We start from the raw sequence: 11777 nt of genomic DNA on the forward strand, positions 1-11777 counted from the left end.
CGGCTGAGCACACGCATGCGCGGCTCGCCCTCGCCGAGGTCGTTTTCCATGGTACCCGACGAACGGGTACGGTGGTGACGCGCTTTGTCCGCGCGCAGAACCGCCCGACGACCGCGATTCCGCGGGCGTCGCCGCACGCCAGGAGCCCCCGTGATCGATCCCTCGCACGTCGTCGCCGGCGTCATCGCCGTCATGTCCCTCACCGCCACGGTCCTGCTGGTCGGCGCGTTCTTCTCGCTCGGCCGCTCGGGCTACCGCAAGGACTGACGCCGCCTCACGGCGTCACGCGGACGCATGTGAGCGCCCGCCCCACTAGCCTGGACCCGACGAGGCCGATTCCGGCACCCGCTCGTCTCCCCTGTGATCCGTGTGCAAGGAGATCGCGTGACCGACGCTTCCACCACAACCGCCGTCGCCAACATCGGGGTCGTGGGCCTCGCCGTGATGGGCTCGAACCTGGCTCGCAACCTGGCCAGCCGCGAGGGAAACACGGTCGCCGTGTTCAACCGCAGCCGCGCCAAGACCGACGAGCTCGTCGCCGAGCACCCCGAGGCCGGCTTCATCCCGGCGTACTCGTACGAGGAGTTCGCGGCGTCGCTGGCCAAGCCGCGCACCGCGATCATCATGGTGAAGGCCGGCGCCGGCACCGACGCGGTGATCCAGGCGCTGACCGAGGTGTTCGAGCCGGGCGACATCATCGTCGACGGCGGCAACGCCCTGTTCACCGACACGATCCGCCGCGAGAAGGCCGTCCGTGAGACCGGCATCAACTTCGTCGGCGCGGGCATCTCGGGCGGCGAGGAGGGCGCGCTCACGGGCCCGTCGATCATGCCCGGCGGTCCGGAGGAGTCGTGGGTCACGCTCGGCCCGATCCTGAAGTCGATCGCCGCGGTCGCCGAGGGCGAGCCCTGCGTCACGCACGTGGGCACCGACGGCGCCGGCCACTTCGTGAAGATGGTGCACAACGGCATCGAGTACGCCGACATGCAGCTCATCGCGGAGGCGTACGACCTGATCCGCCGCGGCACGGGCAAGACCCCCGCCGAGATCGCCGACGTGTTCGCCGAGTGGAACTCCGGCGAGCTCGAGTCGTACCTGATCGAGATCACCGCCGAGGTGCTGCGCCAGGTCGACGCGGAGACCGGCAAGCCGCTGGTCGACGTCATCCTCGACCAGGCCGGCGCCAAGGGCACCGGCGCGTGGACCGTGCAGACCGCCCTGTCCCTCGGCGTCCCCGTCTCCGGCATCGCCGAGGCCACCTTCGCGCGCTCGCTGTCGTCGCACCCCGAGCAGCGCGAGGCCGCCGCGGCCCTGCCCGGCCCGGACGAGACCTTCGAGGTCGCCGACGCCGACGCGTTCATCGAGGACGTCCGCCAGGCGCTGTTCGCCTCGAAGATCGTGGCGTACTCGCAGGGCTTCGACGAGATCCGCGCCGGCGCGGCAGAGTACGGCTGGAAGATCGACCTCGGCGCGATCTCGAAGATCTGGCGCGCGGGCTGCATCATCCGCGCCCAGTTCCTCAACCGCATCGCCGACGCCTACGCGGAGACCCCGGACCTGCCGCTGCTCATGTCCGCGCCGTACTTCGCCGACGCGCTCACGCGCGGCCAGGCCGCGTGGCGCCGCGTCGTGATCGCCGCGACCCAGGCCGGCATCCCCTCGCCCGCGTTCTCCTCGTCGCTGGCGTACTACGACGGCATCCGCGCCGAGCGCCTGCCCGCCGCGCTCATCCAGGGCCAGCGCGACTTCTTCGGCGCGCACACGTACAAGCGCATCGACAAGCCGGGCACCTTCCACACGCTGTGGTCCGGCGACCGCACCGAGATCGAGGCCGAGGACACCCACTGACCTCGCGCTGATCCGACGCCGCGTCCCCCTGCCCGCCACGGGCAGGGGGACGCGGCGTCTCCGGCTCACGCCGGCCGCACGTTGTGGTTGCGCGAGAACACGTTGCGCGGATCCCACTCGCGCTTGACGGCGGCCAGTCGCGCCATCGCCGCCGGCGGGTACATGCGCTCCGCCCAGTCGGGCTCGGTGGAGGTCGTGAAGTTGCCGTAGACCCCCGCGCCGCGCGCCTCGATGCCGGCCCAGTCGGCGAGAGCCCGCGCCCGCGCGGCGTCATCGAGCAGGCCAGGGACATCGAAGGCGCCCGCCATCGCGAACCACGTCGCGTCGCGTGCGGGGAACGCCGAGTCGTCCTGGGCGACATCCCCGAACGCGCCGCTCAGCGACCGCAGGAAGATCACGGACGCGTCGTTCTGCCGACGGAACGCGACCAGGTCGTCGATCGTGTCGTCGTCGAGCTCGCGCAGCAGCGTGTTGCCGCCGACGAACCCGGGCATCGGCATCTCGGGGTCGAACTCGGGCGCCTCGAGCAGGACCTCGGGGGTACGGCCGCACTCCCAGGCCGCGTTCGACCACCCCGGGTGCGGCGAGCAGCGGCGCGAGCAGCCGGCAGAGCCGGTCCTCGTCCGAGCCGATCCAGACGGCGCCGATCGAGGCTCCCGCCGGCGCGCTCGGATCCATGGGCGGGACGTCCATGTAGGTGACGGTCAGCTCGCGCGGCGCATCCGCCATGAGGTCGCGCAGGGCACGGAGCATCGGCCGCGGATCGCCGTCGATTCCCAGCTCGGCCGCCACGACGCCGTCGAGCGGCCGCGCCCGGAAGTCGAATCGGGTCACGCCGCCGAAGTTCCCGCCGCCGCCCCGCAGCGCCCACAGGAGCTCCGGATGGGTCTCGTCGGTCGCCTCGACGACGTCGCCCGCCGCCGTGACGAGCTGGACGCCGGTGAGCTGATCGCACGCCAGGCCCCAGGCGCGCAGCATCAGACCGATGCCTCCGCCGAGCGTGAGCCCGCCCACGCCGACCGACGCCGTGTCGCCGGAGCTCAGGCCGAGGCCGCGGTCGGCCAGGGCGCGGGCGACCGCGCCCCAGTGCGCGCCGCCGCCGACGCCGACGCGCGTGCCCTCGACCGTCACGGCGTCGAGGGCGGTGAGATCGAGGGTGAGGCCGCCGGGAACGGAGCCCCAGGCGCTGTGGCCGCCGCTGCGGACCATGATGTCGACTCCGGCCGCGGCGGCACCGCGCACGGCCCGGCGGACGTCGTCGACCGACGTCGCGCGCACGATGACGGCGGGCTCTCCGATGCCGGAGTGGAAACGTCGGGCGGCGTCCCAGTCGGGGTCGCCCGGGAGGATCGCGGTGCCGCCGAACGCGGCAGTGAGCTCGGGGGAGGTCATGCGCCGCACCATAGCCGGGCCCTCCGACATCGGACAGTCCCTCCTCCGCCCGGCCGCCCTCGAGAGCGTCGACACTCACACGCGGCGCATAGCCGGCTCCATAGAAAGCTCATAGGTTCGCGGACACAATGGGTGCCATGACCACCCCGCACGCCTCCCCCGCCCTGCTGCGCGCCGACGGCACGCCCGTCCGGATCCTGGTCGTCGATGACGAGCAGATGCTGACCGACCTGCTGTCGATGGCGCTCAAGATGGAGGGCTGGCAGGTGCGCACCGCCGGCAACGGCTTCGAGGCGCTGCAGGCGGCCAAGGAGTTCAAGCCCGACGCGCTCGTGCTGGACATCATGATGCCCGACCTGGACGGCATGACCGTGCTGCAGCGGCTGCGGCAGGCGGGCGACGACGTGCCCGTCCTCTTTCTCACCGCCAAGGACGCCGTGTCCGACCGCGTCGCCGGCCTGACCGCGGGCGGCGACGACTACGTCACCAAGCCGTTCAGCCTCGAGGAGGTCGTGGCCCGGCTGCGCGCCCTCATGCGGCGCTCCGGCACGGCGCACGCCGCCGAGGACGCCCCCATCCTGCGCGTGGGCGATCTGACGCTGAACGAGGACAGCCACGAGGTGGAGCGCGACGGCACCGAGATCGAGCTCACGGCGACCGAGTTCGAGCTGCTGCGCTTCCTGATGCGCAACGAGCGCCGGGTCGTGTCCAAGGCCCAGATCCTCGACCGCGTCTGGAGCTACGACTTCGGCGGGCGCTCGAGCGTCGTGGAGCTCTACATCTCCTACCTGCGCAAGAAGATCGACGCGGGGCGCGAGCCGCTCATCCACACGGTCCGCGGCGTCGGGTACATGATCAAGGCACCCCAGTGACGCCGCTCGGCCGGATCCGGAGGCTGCCGCTGTCGTTCCAGGCGCGGCTGATGCTGACGGTGTTCGGCTTCGTCTCGCTGATCTTCGTGATCGTCGCGGCCGTCACGAGCGTGATGCTGAACTCGGTGCTCGAGGAGCGCCTCAGCCAGCAGGTGCGCAGCCTCGTCACGGAGGCGGGTCCGTGGCTGATCGGCTCCGGCGCGGAGGACGCGCCGCGCGTGCTGGACGGCCTGCAGGTGCCGCCGGGCACCGTCCTCGTGCTCGAGACCGCCGACGGCGACCGCAGCGGCGCCTTCGTCGACGACCACTTCCAGATCGAGACCCTCACGACCTCCCAGCTCGCGGGGTTGAAGCTCGACCGGCCGGAGGGCCAGGAGCAGGTGCGGACCATGACCGTGCGCGGGCTCGGGGAGTTCCGCGTGCAGGCCGGCGAGGTGCCCGGCGGCGTGGTCGTCATGGGCATGTCGACGCAGGAGGTGCGGGCCACGATCGGCGAGCTCCTCACCACGATCACGTTCGCGACCGCGGCGGGGCTGGCCGTGCTCGGCCTCGCGATCACGGTCGTGATCCGGCAGGGTCTCAAGCCCCTGCGCGCGGTTGCCGAGACGGCCCAGCGCGTCGCGCGGCAGCCGCTCGACCAGGGCGTGGTGTCGATCGAGGAGCGCGTGCCGGCCGAGCAGGCGGATGCGCGCACCGAGATCGGGCAGGTGGGCGCGGCGCTGAACACCCTGCTCGACCACGTCGATGCGTCCCTGACCGCGCGGCAGCGCAACGAGGAGCGGATGCGCACCTTCGTCGCGGACGCCAGCCACGAGCTGCGCACGCCGCTCGCGTCGATCCGGGGATACTCCGAGCTGTCCCTGCGCGATCCGTCGCTCAGCGAGACGACCGGACAGTCGCTCGAGCGCATCCAGGCGCAGTCCGTGCGGATGACGGGCCTCGTGGAGGATCTGCTGCTGCTCGCCCGCCTGGACGAGGGACAGGAGCTCGTCTACGGCGCGGTGGACCTCACCCGGCTCACGCTCGAGGCGGTCGCCGATCAGCGCGTCGCCGGGCCCGAGCACGTGTGGCGGGTCGAGGTCGACGAGGCGCCGGTCATCGTGGCGGGCGACACCGCACGGCTGAACCAGGTGATCGCGAACCTGCTCGCCAACGCGCGCACCCACACCCCCGCCGGCACGACCGTGACGGCGTCGCTGGCGCTCGACGGCATGGGCAGCGCGACCCGCGCGATCCTGCGGGTGCACGACGACGGCCCCGGGATCGATCCCGCGCTGCAGGGCGAGCTGTTCACGCGCTTCGCCCGCGGCGACCGGTCGCGCGCCCGGTCCACCGGCGGCACGGGCCTGGGGCTGGCCATCGTGAAGGCGATCGTCGACGCGCACCACGGCGAGATCCGGGTGACCAGCCGCCCCGGCGATACGACGTTCGAGGTGGCGCTGCCCGCCAAGCCCGTCGATCCCGCCTGAACCTCAGTAGCCGGCGAAGGCGTCGGTGGTCAGGCCGTGGGCGCGGCCGAGGGCGGGCGCGAGGTCCGCGATCAGCGCGGGCGGTCCGGAGACGTACGCATGGCGCCTCGACAGGTCGGGGACCGCGCGGTGCAGGCCCTCGGCAGTCAGCCGCTCTCCCCCGGCCCACGTCCAATGGGCCGGGAGGTCGGCGGGCTCGTCGCGGGTGTACACGACCGTGCGCACGCGGGTGGCCTCGAGCTCCGCGCGGTAGGCGAGCTCGTCGGAGCTGGAGGCGGCGTAGACCAGCACGACGTCGCGGGTCTCACCCGCGAGCCGGAGGTGCCGCAGCTGAGACACGAACGGCGTCACGCCGATGCCGGCCGCGACCATGAGCACCGGCGTGCGCGCCGATCGAGGCAGCGTGAAGTCACCCCAGACCCCGGTCACGGCGAGGACGTCGCCCGGTTGGGCGGCCGCGAGCGCCCGCTTGTAGCTCGAGGCGGTCCCCGTCCGGCTCTCGCGGAACGCGATCCGGATCTCCGGCAGGTCCTCGGGCGCCGACGAGATCGAGAACTCGCGGCGCGTGCCCCGCGCGTCCGGATGGCGGTGCGGCACATCCAGCTCGAGGTACTGCCCCGGCTCGAACCGCACGGGGCGCCTGGCGGTGAAGGCCAGCTCCTGCACGGTCGGCGTCAGCGCCGTGCGGCGCAGCAGCGTGAGGCGGACGGCGCCGCGCGCCGCGAACGCGAAGGCGATCAGGTTGCCGATCAGCAGCGCCCGCTCCTGGCCGAGCGTGATGACGCCGAGCGGGATCGGCCATCCGGCGAGGGCGCCGACCGCGACCGCCACGAGGTACTGCTGCCACCGGCGCGGCGGCAGGGTGAGCGGCTCCGAGAGCATGAACGCGCCGAGGAACAGGTACGGCGACTGCACGAGCACCGCCTGCAGCAGCGTCTCGAGCGGCATCGCGGCGCCGGCCGCGTAGAGCTGCGCGATCGTCCGGCCGGCCGCGACCACCACCGCGACGCCGTAGAACAGGGCGACGACCCGCAGCTTCTCGGTGCGCCACAGCACGAGGACGCTCACGAGGAGCAGCGGCGCGAACAGCGCGGGCGTACCGACCCACCACGCCGAGCCTCCCAGCGTGGACAGGGTGGCCGCGGTCGCGCCGACCGCCGCCGGGTTCAGGATGTGCCGGCCGCGCCAGACGATCAGGTACTTCGACAGCGACGCCGCAGCGGCCGCGATCGCGGCTCCCGCCAGCGTCGCGACGTCCAGGCCGGGCCGCACGACGAACACCAGGATGGCCGCGGTGATGAGCGTCGACTCGGGGCGCCACACGAGCCGCAGGACGCGGTGCGCGACCACGTCGACCGCGGCGGCCACCGCGACCAGCACGGCGGCCGTCGCCAGCAGCTCGGCGGGCGACGGCAGGACGAGCCCGAAGAACGACAGCGCGAGCGCGACCAGCGTGAGCACGCCCAGCGCGAGCAGCACCAGCCGGTACATGGACAGGCGCCCCAGCTGCCGCATGCCCCGCTGGTAGACGGCGGTCAGGCGTCCGATCATGTGAACAGCTCCGCTTCTCCTCGCTCCAGGCGCGACCCCAGCGACCATTCTGCGCGGCCGTCGGACAGCATTCGCACCCAGTGCACGTCGTGGTCGCGCGCGTAGCCGGGCCCGCCCTCGAAGAACAGCGCGGTCGCGGCGGCGTCCGCGATCATGGCGGTCTCGGCGAGCGCCCAGGTCGCGGCGACCGTGCGCACGGGAGCCCCGGTGCGGGCGTCCAGCACGTGATGCAGGCCGTCGCCCCACGCGCGACGATTGGCGGCGGATGCGCACAGCGCGCCGTCCGCGACCACGATCACGCCGATCGCGCGGCGCGGGTCGTACGGGTGCTCGAGCGCGACGCGCTGCGGCATGCCGCACACGCGCAGGTCGCCGCTCGCGTCGACGACCGCGGGACCGGGGATGAGCTCGGCGACCCGGTCGACCAGGCGCCCCTTGCCGAGCGCGCCGACATCGATCGTGGCGCGGCCGCGGAGACGCAGCGTCCCGTCGCGCCAGGTGAGGCGCGCGCGCCAGTCCGCCGGCGCCGCGACGGGGTCCTGGGCGCGCAGCAAGTACGCGGCGTCGTAGCCGAGCCTCTCGAGCGAGGCTCCGACGAGCGGGTTCACGGCGCCGCCGGTCGCGCGGCCGAGCTCGGCGTATGCGCCGAGCATGGCGGCCGCGTCGGGAGGGGCGGGGGCCTCTCCCCCGTGCGCCAGCCGGGCGATCAGCGAGTCGCCGCGGAACCGCGACCATGCGGCGTCGAAGGCCGCGAGGACGCCGTTCACGCGCTCGCGGATGTCCTCAGGAAGCGGCTCCGGGGTGTCGATCCGCCAGCCGGTGCCGATGGCGTCGAAGCGCCACGTCGCTGTCATCGGGACGCGGCCATCTCAGGCCGCCGCGTCCTGCTTGATCCGCTTGATCGCCTCGTTGAAGCCGCCGCTCGTGAGCGAGGAGCCGGCCACCCGGTCGACGGCCAGCTCGTCGATGTCGACGCCCACGACCTCGTCCGCGATGCCCGCGATGAACTGGCCCTGGTACTGCCGGCTCTCGCGCGCCTGCGGGTCGCCCGTGACCTCGACCGCCGTGACGATGTCGTCCTCGAGCGTGACCGTGACGGAGACGGTCTCGATCGTCTCGGGCGTCTGATAGCTGCCCTCGGCCGTGTAGGCGCCGTCGGCGTATGCGGGCTCCGCCGAGGTGGTCTCCGACGTCTCGGTGCCCGTGCTCTCGGCGGGCGCCTCCTCGTCGGTCGAGGCGCCCACGGTCACGGCGCCGCAGCCGGCGAGCGCGATGACGCCCGCGACTCCTGCGAGAGCGGCGCCGGTGCGTGCGGATCGGTTCATGTCGGTCCCCTGTCGTCGGTGCCGCCTGCGCGGCTCTGACTCCATCCCGGCCGACGTCCCCCGGCACCGGATCGGCACCGCTTGTGAATCCCCTCTGCGCTCGCCCGCCGCGGGCGGACTGTCAGGCCGCGCCGTCGAACATGCTGGTCACGGAGCCGTCGTCGAAGACCTCGCGGATGGCGCGGGCGAGCAGCGGTGCGGCCGACAGGACCGTGAGCTTGTCGAAGCGCTGCTCGGGCGACAGCGGCACGGTGTCGGTCACCACGACCTCGTCGATCGCGGCGTCCTGGAGGCGCTCGGCGGCCGGGTGGCTGAAGATCGGGTGGGTCGCGGCGACGATGACCTTGCGGGCGCCGTTCGCCTTGAGGGCCTGGGCGGCCTTCACGATCGTGCCGCCGGTGTCGATCATGTCGTCGACCAGCAGGCAGGTGCGGCCCTCGACCTCGCCGACGATGTCGTGAACCGTGACCTGGTTGGCGACCTTGGGGTCGCGACGCTTGTGGATGATGGCGAGCGGCGCACCGAACTCGTCGGCCCACGTGTCGGCGACGCGCACGCGGCCCATGTCGGGTGACACGACGGTCAGGGTCTCGCGGTCCTCGCCCTGCAGCGACTCCTCGAAGTACCGCGCGAGGATCGGCTTGGCGAACAGGTGGTCCACCGGGCCGTCGAAGAAGCCCTGGATCTGCGCGGCGTGCAGGTCGACGCTCATGATGCGGTCCGCGCCGGCGGTCGCGATGAGGTCGGTGACGAGGCGGGCCGAGATCGGCTCGCGGCCGCGGCCCTTCTTGTCCTGGCGCGAGTACGGGTAGTACGGCGCGACCACGGTGATCCGCTTGGCCGACGCGCGCTTGAGCGCGTCGAGCATGATCAGCATCTCCATGATCCACTCGTTGACCGGCTGGCCGAACGTCTGGACCACGAACACGTCGCAGCCGCGCATCGACGTCTCGAAGCGCGTGTAGATCTCGCCCGAGGCGAAGGTGCGGCGCTCGGTGGGCGCGACCTCGATGCCGAGCTGGTGCGCGATCGCGTCCGCCAGCTCCGGGTGGGATCCGCCCGAGACGACCACCAGACGCTTCTTGGTCTTGGTGACGATCCCCGGGGCGATGCCCCGCTGGCGCTCGTCGTCAGTGGTCGTCTTGCTCTTGCGCGCCATCGGCCGCCTTCTCTGCGCTCCGGGCGCGCGCCGCGGCGTCGGCCGCGGCGGTGCCCGCTCGGTTCTTCTCCACCCACCCCTCGATGTTGCGCTGAGGGGCGACGCTCAAGGCCAGGGCACCGGCCGGGACATCCTTGCGGATCACGGCTCCGGCCCCCGTCTTGGCGCCGGCCTCAATCCTAACCGGCGCCACGAACACGTTGTGCGAGCCGGTGTGGACCTCGTCGCCGATCACGGTGCGGTGCTTGGCGATGTCGTCGTAGTTCGCGGTGATCGCGCCCGCGCCGAGGTTCACGCCGCGACCGATCGTCGTGTCGCCGACGTACGACAGGTGCGGCACCTTGCTGCCCTCGCCGATCTGGGAGTTCTTCACCTCGACGTACGTGCCGACCTTGGCCCCGGCGGCGAGCTCGGCGCCCGCCCGCAGGTAGGCGAAGGGCCCCACGTTCGCGCGCGGCCCGATCACGGCGAGCGTCGCGTCGGCGCGCCGCACGACCGCGTCCTCGCCGACCTCGCAGTCCACGAGCGACGTGTCGGGGCCGATCGTGGCCCCCTCTGCGATCGTGGTCGCGCCCAGGATGTGGGTGTTCGGAAGGATCGTGACGTCCGGCGCCAGCGTGGCGGTGTCGTCGATCCACGTGGTCGCGGGGTCCTGGATCGTGACGCCCTCGCGCTGCCAGCGGCGCACGATCCGGGCGTTCAGGATGGCCGCCGCCTCCGACAGCTGCACGCGGTCGTTCACGCCGAGCGCGACGCGCGCGTCCTCGGCGGCGCGCGCCGCGACCTGGCGGCCCGCCTCGCGCAGCAGGCGGATGACGTCGGTCAGGTACATCTCGCCCTGCGCGTTCGCGGTGCCGACCTGCGCGAGGCTCTCGCGCAGCGTCCGCGCCCGGAACACGTACACGCCCGCGTTGATCTCGGCGACCGCCGCCTCGTCCTCGGTCGCGTCCTTCTGCTCGACGATCCGCAGCACCGAGCCGTCGGCGTCACGGATGACGCGGCCGTACCCGCTGGGGTCGTCGAGCGTGGCGCTCAGCAGCGTGGCCTCGGCCGCGGCGGCGCGGTGCTCCTCGATCAGCGCGGCGAGCGCGTCCGTCTCGAGCAGCGGCACGTCGCCGCTCAGCACGAGCACGTCGCCGTCGAAGTCCGCCGGCAGGCCCTCGACCGCGAGCTGCACCGCGCGCCCGGTTCCCGGGATGTCGTCCTGGTCCACGACCTCGACGCCCGGGATGTCCTCGAGCTCCTGCACGACGCGGTCGCGCTCGTGCCGCACCACCACCCGCACGACCGAGGCGGGAAGCTGCTGTGCGGTGTGGAGCACATGCCCCAGCAGCGTGCGCCCGCCGATGGGGTGCAGCACCTTGGGGGTGCGCGAGCGCATCCGGGTGCCCTGCCCCGCCGCCAGGATGACGATCGCCAGGCTCTGAGTCGTCGCTTCGCTGTTGCTCATGCTCCGCCACCAGGATTCGAACCTGGTCCTCACAGCTCCAAAGGCTGTCGTGCTGCCGTTACACCATGGCGGACCGCGGCATGATCCGGAGGTCCCGGGGCCGCTCGGTCAAGTCTGCCATTCTTGAGGGATGGCATCCGAGACGGACGAGGTCGACCGCATCGTCGACGCGTGGACGCACCAGCGCCCCGACCTCGACTTCTCGCCCATGGAGGTGCTCTCGCGCGTGGACCGCCTGTCGCGGCACCTCGACCGGGCACGCCGCGAGGCGTTCCGCCGCACCGACATCGAGCCGTGGGAGTGGGACGTCCTCTCCGCGCTGCGGCGTGCGGGGGCGCCGTACCAGCTCAGCCCGAAGCAGCTGCTGCAGCAGACGCTGGTCTCGAGCGGCACCATGACCAACCGGATCGACCGGCTCGTCGGACGCCGGTTCGTGCGCCGCGAGGCGGATCCGGACGACGGCCGCAGCGTGCTCGTGACCCTGACGGAGGACGGCCGCGTGCGGGTGGATGCCGCGATCACGCGGCTGATGGACGCCGAGGCCGAGCTGCTGCGCCGCCTCAGCGCCGCCGACCGCGACCGGCTCGCCGCGCTGCTGCGCCGCCTCTCGCTCGGCTTCGACACGGCACCCGAGGCCTGATCCGCCCGAGACTGCAATCCCCCGCCGAGACCGCTGTGGACCACCGCCGTCTCGGCGGCGCGATGCAGTCT

Annotated in this window: 10 protein-coding genes, 1 tRNA gene and 1 pseudogene; 4 read left to right on the forward strand and 8 right to left on the reverse strand. The window is 72.8% G+C overall.

Translation table 11 applies throughout. The annotated features are described in order from the left end of the window. The first annotated feature begins 384 nt into the window (after positions 1-384). Positions 385-1848, forward strand: coding sequence for an NADP-dependent phosphogluconate dehydrogenase (gene gndA / locus B5M43_RS02355; RefSeq protein WP_055989961.1), 1464 nt, complete (start codon positions 385-387; stop codon positions 1846-1848). 65 nt (positions 1849-1913) lie between these two features. Here gndA and B5M43_RS02360 read toward each other — a convergent pair whose 3' ends face one another. Beyond that, positions 1914-2342: a BBE domain-containing protein gene (locus B5M43_RS02360; protein WP_230667534.1), complete on the reverse strand. Its 429-nt coding sequence runs from the start codon at positions 2340-2342 to the stop codon at positions 1914-1916. Between the two features lie 463 nt (positions 2343-2805). Beyond that, positions 2806-3270, reverse strand: a pseudogene (locus tag B5M43_RS02365) (FAD-binding protein); the annotation flags it as partial. 107 nt (positions 3271-3377) lie between these two features. Between B5M43_RS02365 and B5M43_RS02370 the strand changes: the two are divergent. Together B5M43_RS02370 and B5M43_RS02375 are read left to right on the forward strand one after the other, a co-directional pair. Further along, complete coding sequence (locus B5M43_RS02370; RefSeq protein WP_134745628.1) at positions 3378-4112, forward strand: response regulator transcription factor; 735 nt, start codon at positions 3378-3380, stop codon at positions 4110-4112. Beyond that, positions 4109-5581: an ATP-binding protein gene (locus tag B5M43_RS02375; protein WP_308067701.1), complete on the forward strand. Its 1473-nt coding sequence runs from the start codon at positions 4109-4111 to the stop codon at positions 5579-5581. The genes B5M43_RS02370 and B5M43_RS02375 overlap by 4 nt, the downstream gene beginning before the upstream one ends. 3 nt (positions 5582-5584) lie before the next feature. Here the strand turns inward: B5M43_RS02375 and B5M43_RS02380 are convergent, their stop codons facing one another. The 6 genes from B5M43_RS02380 to B5M43_RS02405 form a co-directional block, all read right to left on the reverse strand. Next, positions 5585-7132, reverse strand: a complete 1548-nt coding sequence (locus tag B5M43_RS02380; RefSeq protein ID WP_134745627.1) for an FAD-dependent oxidoreductase — start codon at positions 7130-7132, stop codon at positions 5585-5587. Beyond that, positions 7129-7986: an FAD:protein FMN transferase gene (locus tag B5M43_RS02385; RefSeq protein WP_134745626.1), complete on the reverse strand. Its 858-nt coding sequence runs from the start codon at positions 7984-7986 to the stop codon at positions 7129-7131. The genes B5M43_RS02380 and B5M43_RS02385 overlap by 4 nt, the downstream gene beginning before the upstream one ends. Positions 7987-8001: 15 nt before the next feature. After that, entirely contained in the window at positions 8002-8457 is a 456-nt protein-coding gene (locus B5M43_RS02390; protein WP_205829481.1) for an FMN-binding protein, read from the reverse strand. 121 nt (positions 8458-8578) lie between these two features. Further along, positions 8579-9616 carry a ribose-phosphate diphosphokinase gene (locus tag B5M43_RS02395; RefSeq protein WP_134745624.1) on the reverse strand — a complete coding sequence of 346 codons (1038 nt, stop codon included), beginning with the start codon at positions 9614-9616 and terminating at the stop codon, positions 8579-8581. Further along, a complete protein-coding gene (gene glmU / locus B5M43_RS02400; protein WP_134745623.1) occupies positions 9588-11066 on the reverse strand; it encodes a bifunctional UDP-N-acetylglucosamine diphosphorylase/glucosamine-1-phosphate N-acetyltransferase GlmU in 1479 nt (492 codons plus the stop codon). The genes B5M43_RS02395 and glmU overlap by 29 nt, the downstream gene beginning before the upstream one ends. Position 11067: 1 nt before the next feature. Beyond that, positions 11068-11139, reverse strand: a tRNA-Gln gene (locus B5M43_RS02405). Positions 11140-11196: 57 nt separating this feature from the next. Here B5M43_RS02405 and B5M43_RS02410 point away from each other — a divergent pair. Next, positions 11197-11706 carry a MarR family winged helix-turn-helix transcriptional regulator gene (locus tag B5M43_RS02410; RefSeq protein ID WP_055989981.1) on the forward strand — a complete coding sequence of 170 codons (510 nt, stop codon included), beginning with the start codon at positions 11197-11199 and terminating at the stop codon, positions 11704-11706. Positions 11707-11777: the final 71 nt, after the last annotated feature.

The organism is Microbacterium sp. MEC084 (assembly GCF_004514465.2).
GTDB lineage: Bacteria > Actinomycetota > Actinomycetes > Actinomycetales > Microbacteriaceae > Microbacterium.